Annotated in this window: 16 protein-coding genes and 1 tRNA gene; 10 read left to right on the top strand and 7 right to left on the bottom strand. The window is 64.6% G+C overall.

Translation table 11 applies throughout. From position 1 onward, the window contains the following. Nucleotides 1–33: 33 nt before the first annotated feature. The 3 genes from N2K99_RS15825 (at nucleotide 34) to N2K99_RS15815 (ending at nucleotide 2,216) form a co-directional block, all read left to right on the top strand. A complete protein-coding gene (locus tag N2K99_RS15825; protein ID WP_227932731.1) occupies nucleotides 34–849 on the top strand; it encodes a DUF1295 domain-containing protein in 816 nt (271 codons plus the stop codon). 375 nt (nucleotides 850–1,224) lie between these two features. Beyond that, a complete protein-coding gene (locus tag N2K99_RS15820; RefSeq protein ID WP_227920102.1) occupies nucleotides 1,225–1,854 on the top strand; it encodes a TetR/AcrR family transcriptional regulator in 630 nt (209 codons plus the stop codon). 236 nt (nucleotides 1,855–2,090) lie between these two features. Further along, nucleotides 2,091–2,216: a hypothetical protein gene (locus tag N2K99_RS15815; RefSeq protein ID WP_257793622.1), complete on the top strand. Its 126-nt coding sequence runs from the start codon at nucleotides 2,091–2,093 to the stop codon at nucleotides 2,214–2,216. Here N2K99_RS15815 and N2K99_RS15810 read toward each other — a convergent pair. The 4 genes from N2K99_RS15810 to N2K99_RS15795 all read right to left on the bottom strand — a co-directional run bounded on the left by N2K99_RS15810 (nucleotide 2,213) and on the right by N2K99_RS15795 (nucleotide 5,207). Then, the gene (locus tag N2K99_RS15810) at nucleotides 2,213–3,370 is read right to left on the bottom strand and encodes an alpha-hydroxy-acid oxidizing protein (RefSeq protein WP_227932732.1); all 1,158 of its coding nucleotides are present in this window, start codon (nucleotides 3,368–3,370) and stop codon (nucleotides 2,213–2,215) included. The genes N2K99_RS15815 and N2K99_RS15810 overlap by 4 nt on opposite strands. A 57-nt stretch (nucleotides 3,371–3,427) precedes the next feature. Then, nucleotides 3,428–4,069 (bottom strand): GNAT family N-acetyltransferase, encoded by a 642-nt coding sequence (locus tag N2K99_RS15805; RefSeq protein ID WP_227932733.1) that lies wholly within the window; start codon nucleotides 4,067–4,069, stop codon nucleotides 3,428–3,430. Between the two features lie 29 nt (nucleotides 4,070–4,098). After that, nucleotides 4,099–4,962: a hypothetical protein gene (locus N2K99_RS15800; protein WP_227932734.1), complete on the bottom strand. Its 864-nt coding sequence runs from the start codon at nucleotides 4,960–4,962 to the stop codon at nucleotides 4,099–4,101. 168 nt (nucleotides 4,963–5,130) lie between these two features. Continuing rightward, nucleotides 5,131–5,207, bottom strand: a tRNA-Met gene (locus tag N2K99_RS15795). Nucleotides 5,208–5,300: 93 nt separating this feature from the next. On the opposite strand from N2K99_RS15795, the gene N2K99_RS15790 reads away from it, so the two are divergent. The 4 genes from N2K99_RS15790 to N2K99_RS15775 all read left to right on the top strand — a co-directional run bounded on the left by N2K99_RS15790 (nucleotide 5,301) and on the right by N2K99_RS15775 (nucleotide 9,615). Continuing rightward, a complete protein-coding gene (locus tag N2K99_RS15790; protein ID WP_227920091.1) occupies nucleotides 5,301–6,188 on the top strand; it encodes a metal-dependent hydrolase in 888 nt (295 codons plus the stop codon). 204 nt (nucleotides 6,189–6,392) lie between these two features. Then, nucleotides 6,393–7,775 (top strand): sugar ABC transporter substrate-binding protein, encoded by a 1,383-nt coding sequence (locus N2K99_RS15785; protein WP_227932735.1) that lies wholly within the window; start codon nucleotides 6,393–6,395, stop codon nucleotides 7,773–7,775. Next, nucleotides 7,776–8,720, top strand: coding sequence for a carbohydrate ABC transporter permease (locus tag N2K99_RS15780; RefSeq protein WP_227920086.1), 945 nt, complete (start codon nucleotides 7,776–7,778; stop codon nucleotides 8,718–8,720). 103 nt (nucleotides 8,721–8,823) lie between these two features. Further along, a complete protein-coding gene (locus N2K99_RS15775) occupies nucleotides 8,824–9,615 on the top strand; it encodes a carbohydrate ABC transporter permease (RefSeq protein WP_227920933.1) in 792 nt (263 codons plus the stop codon). Between the two features lie 37 nt (nucleotides 9,616–9,652). Here the strand turns inward: N2K99_RS15775 and N2K99_RS15770 are convergent, their stop codons facing one another. Beyond that, nucleotides 9,653–10,126 carry a VOC family protein gene (locus N2K99_RS15770; RefSeq protein WP_227932736.1) on the bottom strand — a complete coding sequence of 158 codons (474 nt, stop codon included), beginning with the start codon at nucleotides 10,124–10,126 and terminating at the stop codon, nucleotides 9,653–9,655. A 215-nt stretch (nucleotides 10,127–10,341) separates the two neighbouring features. Then, nucleotides 10,342–10,500 carry a hypothetical protein gene (locus N2K99_RS15765; RefSeq protein ID WP_227920079.1) on the bottom strand — a complete coding sequence of 53 codons (159 nt, stop codon included), beginning with the start codon at nucleotides 10,498–10,500 and terminating at the stop codon, nucleotides 10,342–10,344. Between the two features lie 127 nt (nucleotides 10,501–10,627). On the opposite strand from N2K99_RS15765, the gene soxR reads away from it, so the two are divergent. Both soxR and N2K99_RS15755 read left to right on the top strand, forming a co-directional pair. After that, nucleotides 10,628–11,107 carry a redox-sensitive transcriptional activator SoxR gene (gene soxR, locus N2K99_RS15760; protein WP_227932737.1) on the top strand — a complete coding sequence of 160 codons (480 nt, stop codon included), beginning with the start codon at nucleotides 10,628–10,630 and terminating at the stop codon, nucleotides 11,105–11,107. Between the two features lie 107 nt (nucleotides 11,108–11,214). Continuing rightward, nucleotides 11,215–11,697, top strand: coding sequence for a nucleoside deaminase (locus N2K99_RS15755; protein ID WP_227920074.1), 483 nt, complete (start codon nucleotides 11,215–11,217; stop codon nucleotides 11,695–11,697). Nucleotides 11,698–11,736: 39 nt separating this feature from the next. Here N2K99_RS15755 and N2K99_RS15750 read toward each other — a convergent pair whose 3' ends face one another. Beyond that, nucleotides 11,737–12,261 (bottom strand): GNAT family N-acetyltransferase, encoded by a 525-nt coding sequence (locus N2K99_RS15750; RefSeq protein WP_227920072.1) that lies wholly within the window; start codon nucleotides 12,259–12,261, stop codon nucleotides 11,737–11,739. A gap of 125 nt (nucleotides 12,262–12,386) precedes the next feature. On the opposite strand from N2K99_RS15750, the gene rlmN reads away from it, so the two are divergent. Further along, the gene (gene rlmN / locus N2K99_RS15745) at nucleotides 12,387–13,637 is read left to right on the top strand and encodes a 23S rRNA (adenine(2503)-C(2))-methyltransferase RlmN (RefSeq protein WP_227920069.1); all 1,251 of its coding nucleotides are present in this window, start codon (nucleotides 12,387–12,389) and stop codon (nucleotides 13,635–13,637) included. Nucleotides 13,638–13,715 lie beyond the last annotated feature (78 nt).

Genomic DNA, 13,715 nt, shown 5'->3' with positions numbered 1-13,715 from the left:
CCGCAGACAGGAAACCGACCGTATCCTCCGAGGATGGACCCGGTTCGCGTTTGCTTCGAGATATTCACCGCCGCCTGCGCCGGAACCTGGGTGCTCTCACTGCTCACCCGGGAATACTCCTGGACGGACCGCATCTGGTCCATAGTTCCGCTGGCCTATTTATGGGTTTTTGCCGTTGCGTCCGACGGCGACCACAGGGTAACGCTGATGGCGGTCCTGGTTACGCTCTGGGGCGTCCGGCTGACGTTCAATTTTGCCCGCAAGGGCGGTTACGCCCCGGGCGGCGAGGACTACCGGTGGGGGATCCTGCGCCAACGGCTGAAGCCGTGGCAGTTCCAGGCCTTCAACCTGCTGTTCATCAGCATCTATCAGAACGTCGTCATCTGGGTGATGACCCTGCCGGTGCTGACCGCCTACCAACACCCCGGAGCACTCACGGGCTGGGACTGGCTGCTGGCGGTCCTGTTTCTGGCCGCACTGGCTTCAGAGACCGTGGCGGACCAGCAGCAGTGGAACTTCCAGCAGTGGAAAAAGGCCCTGCGGACCGCCGGACGTATTCCGTCGGCCGACTTCCTCCAAACAGGACTGTTCCGGTACTCGCGCCATCCGAACTTCTTCTTTGAACAGCTCCAATGGTGGCTCTTCTACGGTTTCGCCGTCACCGCCTCGGGGGAGTGGCTGCATTGGACGCTGGCAGGCCCGGTCCTGCTGACCCTGCTCTTCGCCGGGTCCACCGCCTTCACCGAGAGCATTTCCCTGGCACGCTACCCCGACTACGCACGGTACCGGCGCCGGACCTCCCCACTCGTTCCGCTTCCTCCACGGCTAGGTTCAAAGCACGCCCGCTAGACGGGGAGGCAGGCGGAATGTTGGGTGGGTCGCCGCGCCCCGATCCGGGCACAGCGTCCCACTGGGTGGGGCCGCTGTGCCTCCTGTTGTCACAGGTTTCACAGGAGAACCACGCGTTGGGATCCTCTGCGGCGGGAGTGAGCTGCCAGCCCTTAACCCGCGCCAGCAGCTGTCTCCTCAGTCACATTCGACGGTTTTGGGAACGGCAGGTTCTTCTACAGGTGTTGAATAGGGCAGGATAGAAACAATCCGGTCCTGTTCCTGTCGAACCACGAGGCCGGCTACAACTCAAAGCTTGCGGCGTCCCCCAGCGCCGCGGCATAGAAGGGCTTCGCTTCGGCGGGGCCCTTCCGTGTATCTGAGAAGATTAGTCCCATGCCCGGACTGCACCCCCTGAAGCCGCATCGGCACTCACCGTCGGATGAGCCGAGGATAACGCGCACCCGGGATGCGCTCGAGGCAGGCCTGTGGGAGCTGCTTCGGGACCACGAACTCGCGGAGATCAGCGTGGCTGCACTCTGCCGGCAGGCCGGGGTGCACCGCACCACCTTCTACGGACACCACAGGAACATTTTCGACTTCGCCGGTTCGGTATACGCCGGCGTCGTGGACCGGCTTGGCACAGTTGAACTGGACCAACGCGGCACCGGCCGGACAATCGCGGAGATCGGGGACCTGTACGTCGAGTCCATCCGGCAGATCCTGCAGCACACCAAGGCAGAACAGCGGGTCTACCGGGCACTTTTTCACACCGAGACCTTCCTCGGCATCCTCGCCGACCAGCTAAACGTGCGGATTCTTCTGGCACTGCATGTCTGGCGGGCGCACAACGCGCCGCCCCCGGCCCTGGACCTGGACGCGACCGCGGCCTTCCTGGGCGGCGCCTATGCCTCCTGGTTCGAACAGTGGGTGGTCAGTGACGACGACGACGTCGAAGCCCGGCTGGCCACGCTGCGTCACCTGCTCCCGTGCTGGTGGCCGAGGGACGGCTTCCCGGAGGACTAGGGCTTCGCCGCGTGCCTTGGTGACGGGGCAGGGATCCAGTGTCCACTCTTGCCCGGCCGCAGGGAAGCCGCTTAGCTTCCCGGAAGTGACCTATTCGGGGGAGTGGAAATGAAGCCGTGGATAAATCCCATGGACCGCCGGGCGCGCTGGTACTGGTCGTTTCTCAGCGTGGCCGCGGCGACCGTTGTTCTGGGTACCGCTCTGCTGTTGAATCCGGGGTCCGGCAGGGGTGGTGGATGCCTCTGGTCCTGGTGATCGGCGGAGTGGTGTTTTGGGGCGCCTCGTCACAGCGGAAGCGCGCTGCGGAAGAGTTCCGGGTGGGACCGCCGGCTGAGGGCAGCAGCGCCACCGAGAATACCTAGAGCCGGTGAAGGGATCCGCGCAGCGAGGCCAGGTCCGGGTAGCCGTTGACCGCCATGGTCAGGTCCGCTTCAGCGAGCAGGCTGCGCATCACATGGGTGATTCCCGCCTGCCCGCCCGCCGCCAGACCGTAGACATAGGGCCGGCCGATCCCCACCGCCGTGGCCCCGAGTGCCAGTGCCCGCAGCGCGTCCACACCGGACCGCACGCCTGAATCGAAAAGCACGGGCGCGCCGTCGGCCGCTTCAACGACGCCCGGAAGGCAGTCAATTGCCGGGATGCCGCCGTTGGCCTGCCGTCCGCCGTGGTTGGAGCAGTAAATGCCGTCCATTCCGCCGTCCAGTGCGCGCCGGGCGTCTTCGGGGGAGCAGATACCTTTGAGGATGATCGGCAGCGACGTCATGGATCGGAACCAGTCCAGGTCCTCCCACGTCATCGTGGGGTTGCCGAACAGTGAGGCCCACAGCATGACGGCAGCGGCGGGATCCGGTGACCCCTGGTCGGCCAGGAGCTTCCGGAAGCGGTCATCGGTCAGGTAATTGGCCAGGCACTGGCCCGAAAGCATCGGCAGGTACGCGGCACTGAGGTCGCGGGGCCGCCAGCCGTTCACCCACGTATCCAACGTGATGACGATGCCCGAGTACCCGGCTGCTTCGGCACGGTGCACCAGGGACTCGGCCAGCTCCCGGTCGGCGGGCGGGTAGAGCTGGAAGAGCCCGGGGGTTTCACCGGCGGCTGCACGGACCTGTTCCAGCGGAGCGGAGGAGAGGGTGGAGGCAACCATCGGGATGCCCAGCTCCGCGGAAGCCGCAGCCGTCGCCAGGTCGCCGTCGTCGGCCACGGCACCCAGCACGCCCACCGGAGCGAAGAACAGGGGAGACGGCAGCCGGTGGCCCAGCAGATCAATGCCCATGTTGCGCTGGGCGGCTCCGACCAACATGCGCGGCATGATGCCAAGCCGCTCAAAGGCAGCCACATTGGCACGTTGGGTGTGCTCGTTTCCGGCACCGCCCGCAACGTAACCCAGAATCCGCGGATCCATCCTGCTTTCTGCCAACTCCTCCATGCCGGCCGAGCTCATCGGCAGATCCGGCAGGACGCCGCGTGCGCCGTTCATGTAGATGCCAAGCTGATAATCGCCGTAGTTCTTGCTCATGGAGGCTCCGCCTTTTCTTTCCGGCCGCTTTGCCGGTTTTCCGCTTTGCCCGGGATGCTACTCCAGCGGCGGCGGGGCATCCTGCCGACCCGCGGCGAAACGTTCCAGCCGTTCCTCAAGTCCGGCGCGGACTGCGGGCCATTCGTCGGACAGGACCGAGTACACCGCGGTGTCCCGCCAGCTGCCGTCGGCGCGGCGTTTGTCCCGGCGCCGGATGCCCTCGAAGACGGCACCGATCCCGCTGATCGCCGCACGGGAACGGGCATTGAGCGAGTCCGCCTGGATGCTGATCCGTCTGAAACCGGCGTCAAAGGCGGAGCCGAGCAGGAGCAGCTTCGTTTCCGCGTTGACCGCCGTTCCCCAGACAGCGGGAGCGTAGGCGGTCCACCCCAGCTGCACGGATTCGCCCGACAGATCCAGGTCAGCGAGGCTGCTGGTTCCCACGACGGCGCCCGGATGGTTTCCGTGGACCAGCCGCACCGCGAACGGCAGCTCATTCCACCGGTAGTAGGCCTGGGCCCACGCTGTGAACCCGTCCAGATCGGTGTGCAGGCCGGCCGGACCGCCGCCGTAGCCGCCGGCAAAGACCTCCGGTACCGCAATGGCTCGATGCAGGTCCGGGATCAGGTCAAGGGTGAGCGGCTCGAGCCGGACAAACCGGCCGGAAAGAACCGAGCGTTGGGGCAGTGAGGCGCTCATGCCGGCGGTCCGGCGTCGTCCGCCATGGCCTACCCCGCCGTGACCTGGAACTTGTTGCGCCAGTCCGTAATCAGCCATTCGCCTGCGCCCTGCCCCGGCCGAGAGCAAAGCGTCATGGACGCCTCGATGATCTGCGTATCTGTTCCCGGTTCCCCGGCACCGGGGGCCACTTCCATTTCCGCGGCCACGTAAATCTCGGTGACGATGCTCTTGTTGTCCTCGGCCAGCCACACGTCAACGACTTCGATGTCCAGCTTCGTGAAGCGGGACCGGTCGGATTCGTAGATGTACCGGTAGGAATCGCCGTAACGCTCCTGGTGGAAGGTGCTTTGCATAACGATTCCGCCAAAGGGCGAACCGTCACTAAGGCTCTGCCGGGCCATGCCTTGGAGCTCTGGGGCGATCCGTTCCCCATTTTCGGCCCACCATTCCTCCGGCATCCACGCACCGCCGTTGAGCGGGGAGTCGAGTCCCTCCTCGACCATAAAGGCCAGGTTGCTCCGGTGCGCTTCCTCGATTTGCTCCTGCGAGTACAGGGAAAGCAGGTTCGGCTCCACCACCGCCGGATCGAGGGTCCATGCCGGATCGTCTTCGGCCGGCGAGACCTGCAGGTAGGTTCCCTGGGCCGTCTCCACGTTGCCCTTGACTCCCAGCCCGCGCTGGGAAGCGGACGACGTCGGCGCCGGGGTTGTCGTTGGCGTGGGGGAGGGCTTTGCCTTGGGTGATGCTTTTTCCGTCGATTTGAAGGACGGGGAAGCCGACGGCGGGGCGCTGGCCGGGGCCTTGCTGGTTTCCGTGCCGGCCGGGCCGTTGCCGCAGCCGGAAAGGACGGTTACCAGCAACGCCAGACCTGCTGCCGCAAAAGCCGGGCGCAGGCCGGTGGATGTACCCATGGTTAGAAATTCCCCCATTCGAACCACGCCCTGGCCGGGTGTGGAAAGCGCCAGTATAGGCTCAAGGATTTCAGCTGGCGCCTCGGCGGGCGGTCCGGCGTGTTCGCTGCCGTGCGGAGCGGAAGACAAAAAAGATCCCGATCCGTTTCCGGATCGGGATCTTTTTCTTGGTTGCGGGGGCAAGATTTGAACTTGCGACCTCTGGGTTATGAGCCCAGCGAGCTACCGAACTGCTCCACCCCGCGGCGTGGTCTCAACTTTACCGCAGATCCGCCGCACAGCGTAATCCAGTGGCGGGGCTCACAATTCCTGCCGTCCCGTTCGGTACGCTGGGGCGGGTGAGCCTGCCGAAAACCGATACCGCCGTCACCTATCCCGCCGGAGCCCTGACGGGCACGGGAGCCGTACTCCACTTGGAGACACTGCCGGGCGGAAGGCTTGCGGTGTTGCTGGATACCACTCCCGTTCACCCGGTGGACGCCGGCTGGCCGGACCAGGGGCCGGACCTGGCCACGCTAACGACGCCGGACGGCCGTGAGGTACCCGTGCTTGACTGCGTGCTCGGGGCCACGGACGGCACCGCACTGTTCCTGGGCCGGGACATCCCGGTCCGCAAGGGCACCGAGGGCTGGGTGTTCGCGGTGGTTCATGTGCTGTCGGGGGATACCGGCATTGCGGAGGGAGACCGTGTCGGGGTCCGGGTGGACGGCGAACACCGGGCCGCGCTTTCGGCCGGTCACACAGCCTGCCACCTGGCGTCCCTGGCCCTGAACCGGCAGCTCGCCGGCGCCTGGAAGAAAGAGGTGCAGGTGGATGCGGCGGGTAACCCGAACTTCGACGCCCTGGCGATCGAAACATCGACGATTCTGCCCGGAGGCTCCCGGGACGTTTACCGGGTGGGGAAATCACTGCGGCGGAAGGGCTTTTTGCCGGACGCGCTGCTGACGGACCTGGCGGCCGTGGAAAAGGGTGTGAACGCAGTGTTGGCCGAGTGGGTGGCCTCCGACGCAGAGGTCCGCATCGAGCGGAAATCGGACCTTCTCACCGGTATGCGGCGCTGGGTCTGCGAACTGCCCGGCGGCTCGGTCAGCATTCCCTGCGGCGGCACCCATCTGGCCTCGTTGGCGGCTGTTTCCGAGATTGAAGTGCGGTTGAGCTGCGAACCCGGCGAGGGAGCCGCGGAAGTAGTTATGGATACCATTTGCACCCGCACCGGATCGGCTTAGTCGGCAAACGTTTCCCGGCCTGCCGCCGCGGTTATTCCTCATTGCCCCATTCCGCAAGCATTCCCCGCTGTCCCGTGCCTCCGGAAATGCTTTGCGCCAAGTGATCCGGTGACCCGTGGATAGCCCTTGCCCACTCGAATGGATGAACGTAGTGTTCCGCCCACGTGAGCGGAACCGCTGTCTCAAATGAGCAAAGGTGACCAGATGAGATTTCGACGCAGCAGGGGGAATCGCAACCACCGCCGTTACCGGCTTCGAGCGGGTTTGGCCTCCGCGGCAGCAGCCGCCCTGGTGCTGACCGGCTGCGGCGGTTCTGAGGCGGAGGGCAGGGATGAGATTGTCGTAGCAATTGTCTCCAACCCGCAGATGCAGGACGCAATCACGCTCCAGGACGAATTCAAGGCCCAGTATCCGGACATTGACGTCAGCTTTGTATCCCTTCCCGAAAACGAGGCGCGAGCGAAAATCACCGCCTCTGTTGCCACACAGGGCGGGGAATTCGATGTCGTGATGATCTCCAATTACGAAACGCCGATGTGGGCGGAAAACGGCTGGATCACTAATCTCCAGGACTATGCCGATTCCACCGAAGGATATGATCCCGACGATTTCGTCCCCACTATCCGTGAGGCGCTGAGTTACGAGGGAGACCTCTACTCCGTTCCGTTCTACGGTGAATCCTCCTTCCTCGTCTACCGGCAGGACCTGTTCGACGAAGCAGGCCTGACCATGCCGGAAAGCCCCACCTGGGACGACATCCGCGGCTTCGCCGAAGCACTCAACGATCCGGAGAACAATATGTCCGGTGTCTGTCTGCGCGGGCTGGCCGGCTGGGGTGAGGTCATGGCGCCGCTGGACACCATGATCAACACCTACGGCGGCCGGTGGTTCGACGAGGACTGGAATGCCCGTTTGGATGAGCCCGTAGTGGAAGAAGCCGTCACCGATTATGTGGACCTGGTGCAGAACTACGGGCAGGCCGGTGCCGCCACCAGCGGCTACGGGGACTGCCTGACCCTCTACAGCCAGGGAAATACGGCCATGTGGTACGACGCCACGGCCATGGTTTCCGCCATTGAGGACCCGGCGTCTTCACTCGTAGTCGGGAAAAGCGGATACGCGCCGGCACCCGTCAAGGAGACGGAGTCCGCCGGCTGGCTTTACAGCTGGTCCCTGGCCATCCCCACCACCAGCAACTCCAAGGACGCTGCCTGGGACTTTGTTTCCTGGATGACGGATAAGGAATACATCCAGCTTGTGGGCGAGGAGATCGGCTGGGAACGGGTGCCGCCGGGCAGCCGGCTCTCCACCTATGAGATCCCCGAATACGCCGAGGTGGCCGAGGCCTATGCCGAGCCGACCTTGGATGCGATGGCCGGGGCATCCCAGGAAAACAGCATGGTCCGCGGTGTGCCCTACACCGGCCTCCAGTTTGTCGGTATCCCGGAGTTCCAGGATCTGGGCACGCGGGTGGGGCAGCAGATATCGGCGGCCATAGCCGGGCAGCAGACAGTCCAAGAAGCGCTGGAACAATCCCAGGGCTACGCCGAAACGGTGGCGGAAAGCTACCAGGACGGAGCGGGTTAAATGTCCACGTTGGTTGAGCGGCAACAGGTCCGCGCCAGGAAGGCCGCAACGGAGCGGGAGGGCGGGGGAATGTCCTCCGCCGAGGGATGGCGGCGGCGCCTGCCGTTGTTGCCGGCCCTGATTTTCACATTGATCGTGACGCAGGTGCCCTTCCTCTTTACCATCTGGTACTCCCTGCAGAACTGGAACCTGCTGCGGCCGGAGGGTAACCAGTTTGTGGGGCTGGGGAACTACATCGATATTTTCTCCGACTCCACGTTCCGCGGGGCGGCGCTGAACAGCGTCCTCTTCACCGTGGCCTGTGTTTTCTTCGCGATGTTGCTGGGCATCATCTTCGCCCTGCTGCTGGACCGCAGTTTCGCCGGCCGGGGAGTGGTGCGTACCCTGCTGATCACCCCGTTCCTGATCATGCCGGTGGCCAGCTCCCTGCTGTGGTCCATTTCAATCCTCAATCCGAGCTACGGCCTGCTGAACTGGATCATCGGACTGGTGGGCATCCCGCCGGTGGACTGGACGTCGCAGCACCCGATCGTGTCCATCCTGATGGCGCTGGTGTGGCAGTGGACGCCGTTCATGATGCTGCTGGTCCTGTCCGGGCTGCAGGCGCAGTCGAAGGACGTGCTGGAGGCAGCGCAGGTGGACGGCGCGGGGTGGTGGCGGACGTTCATCTCGGTGACGTTGCCGCAGCTGCGCCGGTACATCGAACTCGGAGTCCTGCTTGGCGCCATCTATGTGGTGAATACCTTCGACCAGATCTACCTCATGACCGCCGGCGGGCCCGGGACGGCCAGTGCAAACCTGCCGTTCTACATCTACCAGCGGGCTTTCCTTGGCTTTGACATCGGCCAGGCCGCTGCCATGGGCGTGGTGGTTGTTATTGCCACCATCATTGTGGCCACCCTGGCCCTCCGCCTGATTTTCAAGAGCTTCGACGTAAAGGACTGACGACGTGGCTACCCAGACTGCTGCACCTACTCCCGCCGGGAAAGAAACAACTCCCGCTGCCAAAACCGTTCGGAAACCGGCCCGGCGTTTCAACTCCGCACCCATCCTCACCACGGTGACATGGGTGCTGGCACTGATTTTCTTCTCACCGGTGCTCTGGATGGTGCTGACCTCCTTCAAGCAGGAGTCCGCCGCCGCATCCGATCCGCCGGTGTTCTTCTTCGCCCCCACGCTGGACCAGTACCGGGCGGTACTGGACAGCGGGGCCGGAAGCTATTTCGCCAACTCGGCGATTGCCACCGGCGTCTCCACCATCCTGGTGGTCATCCTGGCGGTGCCGGCCTCCTATGCCTTGAGTATCCGGCCGGTGAAAAAGACCTCGGACGTGCTGTTCTTCTTTATCTCCACCCGCATGCTGCCGGTCGTGGCCGTGATTATGCCGATCTACGTGATTGCCGGGCAGCTGAAGGTATTGGATAACGTGTGGACGCTGGTGGTGCTGTACACCTCGATGAACCTGCCCATCGCCGTGTGGATGATGCGCTCGTTTTTCCTGGAAGTGCCCGGCGAGGTGCTCGAGGCGGCGCAGATGGACGGAGCCGGGCTGATGAAGACCCTCCTGCGGGTCCTAATGCCCATGGTCGCCCCCGGCCTTGCCGCGACGGCATTGATCTGCGTGATCTTCGCCTGGAACGAGTTCTTCTTCGCGCTGATCCTTACGGCGGGCCAATCGGCTACGGTCCCGGTCTTCCTGGTGTCCCAGATGACCAGCGAAGGCTTGTTCCTGGCGCAGCTCTCGGCGGCGTCGGTGCTGGCTTCGCTGCCGGTGGTGATTGCCGGATGGGTGGCGCAGAAGCAGCTGGTCCGCGGCCTGTCCATGGGCGCAGTCAAGTAAGCGGCTGACGCTTTGGCCGGGCCGCATCCCGGCCCGGTCAAAGCGCGGAGTTCTGCTCCTGGACAGTGGCGTTGGAGGAAACCTCGAAGGTCCGCTCGGGCGGCTCGACACTGGAGGGATCCATCCACATGAACTCCCAGACGTGTCCGTCCGGGTCGGTTGCCGAGCCGCTGTACATCCCCGGCATACGCTCCTCAGCCGGCGCGTAGACGGCACCCCCGCCGGGGGCGCAGGCGGCCAGGAAACGGTCCACTTCGTCCCTGCTGTCGCAGCTGATGCAGTTGAGTACTTCCTTGCCTGCGGAAGCCAGGTGCGGGGTATCTCCTTCGGGGAGGAAGCCTTGGTAGAAGTCCTCCTGCAGCAGCATCACCACAATGCTGTCCGAAATGACGATGGCGCTGGTGCGTTCATCACTGAACTGCGGGTTCTTGGTGAATCCGAGCCCCAGATAGAAGTTCTCTGCAGTCTTGAGGTTTGCCACCGGCAGGTTGGGGAAAATCATGCGTTCCATGTCTGGTCCTTCCTTCGAAGCCCGCGGGTGCGCTTCACTGCGGAGAACCCACGGTGGAGGTGCGTTCGGGTAACGCGCTGTTCCTTCACGTTCCCACTGCCCGCTCCCGCTGACAACGGGTAGCAGGAACGATCGGCAGCGGATCCGGGGCTCCGCCCTCGACGGGCTGTCCAGAAGGCCACGATTCACTTTAGAAAGGAAACCTCCTCCCGCCCTCAGCGGAAAGGGAACAGCAAGTGTCCGCTCTCGGCCAGCACCCGGACCAGCAGGTCTGCAGAACGCTGATCGCGGGGTCCTCGCTGCGGCGTCTGCCGGGGATCAGACTCGAGTCCGGGAAGACTGCGGCGGTTCTTCTTGGCCTGTCTGCGATTCATGGCGGTGCCTCCCTTGCCGCTCCCCTTTTGGGAGCTCAGGGCAACAGCAAACGTGCTCAAGTGCACTTGAGGTCAAATTTCCGTCACAGTTCTTCGGCTGTCCGCGAGCGTGCGCAACACTGGACCAGTGAACCAACCACCACGCCAACTGCTGGCTATCGGCGAGGTGGCGGAGCGTGCCGGAATTTCAGTTCCTGCCGTCCGCTACTACGAAGAGCGTGGATTGATCGTTTCCCAACGCACCAGCAGCAACCAGAGACAGTTCCCGCGCCACGTCCTGCGTCGGCTGGCTGTCATCTCCGCAGGCCGTCGTATCGGTTTGTCGCTCGAGGAAGTGGGTGTTGCCCTGGGCGCCCTACCTGCGGACCGGGCGCCCACGAGGAGCGAGTGGGCCGCCATGAGTGCCGACTGGTCACGGATGGTCGCCGGAAGAATCCGCGTGCTGCAGGCATTGCAGGCATCCCTTGACGGCTGCATCGGATGTGGATGCCTGTCCCGGGACAGGTGCGGGATTTTCAACCCCGGCGACCAGGCCGCACTGGTGGGACCCGGCTCCCGCTGGGAGCGCGAGGCCCGCGGTGAAGCCGGAACTGGTTTCGCATCATGACGCCGCCCATATTCCCCTTGTCCCAATAACTGCTAGTGTCACTGCTGCGAAGGCGGGCCGGGCACTTCCGGCTATCTACCTGGCACAACCGGACCAAGGGAGAAGCCATGAGCAGCACTTCGGACGATATTTACCTGGCCCAGGCCATTCGTCTTGCCACCGAGAACGTGGCCAACGACGGCGGACCTTTCGGTGCCGTCGTCGTCACCGCCGAAGGTGCCGCGTTTGAGGGCGTGAACCGGGTGACCGCGAACAACGATCCCACCGCGCACGCCGAAGTAACGGCCATCCGCAACGCCTGTGCCACTCTTGGCACGTTCGACCTCACGGGTGCGGTGCTGTACACCAGCTGCGAACCCTGCCCCATGTGCCTGGCGTCCTCGCTCTGGGCCCGCGTGGACCGCGTGGTTTTCGCTGCGGACCGGCACGATGCCGCCAGCGCAGGTTTCGATGACGCAGTCTTCTACGAGTTCTTTGAAACGCCGGTGGAACAGCGTTCCATGCAGGTTGCCCAGCTGGCCGTGGAAGGCAGTCCGGCGATGGCTCCGTTTAATGCCTGGACCGCGGCGTCGGAGCGGATCGATTACTAGGCTCTGGTTCGTCCGGCGCTCGCAGTGGGCCCCGGGCGCCTAGAACCGGTGCTCCAGTGCGGCGCCGATGGTCTTGGAGTAGCAGGTTGACCCATCGGAGGCGATGTACGGGCCGAAGTTCGGCACCACCCGGTAGCCGGCGTTCTCGTAAAAGCGGTGGCCGTCCGGCTGGGCGGAGCCTGCCTCTGCCGTAAGGACAGCGAATCCCATCTGCTTCGCTCGTGCCTCCAACGCCCCGAGGACCGCCGTCGCCACTCCTGAACCGCGGGCATACGGCAGGACATACACGCGCTTGATCTCCGCCGTCGTGGTATCCAGCCGCCGAAGCCCGCCGCAGCCCAGCGGCTGGCCCGTACTGCGCTCGTAGGCGATGAGGAAAACTGCCGAATCGGACGCGCGCGGCGGATTGGGATCGTGTTCCGCAGTACCGTAGCGGGCGTCCAGTTCCGCCTGCTGGGCTTCGCGCAGGTCGGCACCTACGGGGTTGCTCCACGGCACTTCGCGGATCCGCAGGTGCGGGGTGGAGTAGGGACGGAATCCGGAAAAGGGTCGCAAATCCGACATGCTGCCTCCAGCGTCAGTGGTAGTGCTTCCACGCTAGGAGCCCGGGGTTTCGCCTGTGTTTCGGGAGTGTGCCGTCCCGGCAAAAGGAATGTTCCGGATATGCGAATCGTGCGAGAATAGTGCTGATGTCAACCGTTGAATCTTCCCCCGCCAAAAAGTCCGAGCTGCGCCGTGTCCGCTCGGTTCCCACCGCCACCGGACCGCAGGTCCGCCCCGCCACGGAGGGTTGGGAACAGGCCAAGGAGCCCGACGGCCGGCCCCTGCTGCAGTTCAAATCACCGCGCGTGTCCCAGCCGCCGGCCCATCTGGCCGATATGACGCTGGCCGAACGCCAGGAGAAGCTGAAGTCCCTGGGCCTGCCTGCGTTCCGCGCGAAGCAGCTGTCGGTGCACTACTTCCAGCACTACACCACCGACCCGGAAGCCATGAGCGACCTTCCGAAGGAACGCCGTGACGAGCTGGTGGGCGAAATGTTCCCCACGCTGCTCACCGAGATCAAGCGCCTGACCACGGACAACGGGGACACGATCAAGTTCCTCTGGCGCCTCTTCGACGGCTCCCTCGTCGAGTCCGTGCTGATGCGCTACCCCGGCCGCATCACCCTGTGTGTCTCCAGCCAGTGCGGCTGCGGCATGAACTGCCCGTTCTGCGCCACCGGCCAGGCCGGCCTCACCCGCAACATGTCCACCGCGGAAATCCTGGACCAGATTGTCCAGGCCAACCGGGTGATCAAGGAAGGCGGCCTCGGCGGCAAGCGGCGTGACGGCGGACACGACGCCGAGCGCGTCACCAACATCGTCTTTATGGGCATGGGCGAGCCGCTGGCCAACTACAAGCGCGTGATGAACGCCGTGCACCGGATGGCCGCCGAGGTTCCCGAAGGCCTGGGCATGAGCGCCCGCAACATCACCGTCTCCACCGTGGGCCTCGTGCCGGCCATCAAGAAGCTTGCCGAGGAAAACATCCCGGTCACCTTCGCACTGAGCCTGCATGCCCCGGACGACGAGCTGCGCGACGAGCTGATCCCGGTCAACAGCCGGTGGAAGGTGGACGAGGCCCTGGACGCCGCGTACAACTACTACCGCGTCACCGGCCGCCGCGTCTCCATCGAGTATGCGCTGATCAAGGACATGAACGACCACGCCTGGCGTGCGGACCTGCTTGCCAAGAAGCTCAATGCCCGCGGCCGCGGCTGGGTGCACGTGAACCCCATTCCGCTGAACCCCACGCCCGGTTCCATCTGGACGTCGCCGGAGCCCGAGGTCATGCAGGAGTTCATCAACCACCTGATCGACGCCGGCATCCCCACTACCATCCGCGACACCCGCGGCAAGGAGATCGACGGGGCCTGCGGCCAGCTCGCCGCGGCGGACTAGCACCGGGAACAAAGGTTTAATGACGACGGCGGGAGGCCGGGCTGCGAGCCCGGCTCCCGCCGTCGTCGTTTTGGCTTA

This window comes from Arthrobacter sp. zg-Y1110 (genome assembly GCF_025244865.1).
Taxonomy (GTDB): Bacteria; Actinomycetota; Actinomycetes; order Actinomycetales; family Micrococcaceae; genus Arthrobacter_B.
This window is presented reverse-complemented; position numbering and strand designations above follow the sequence as displayed.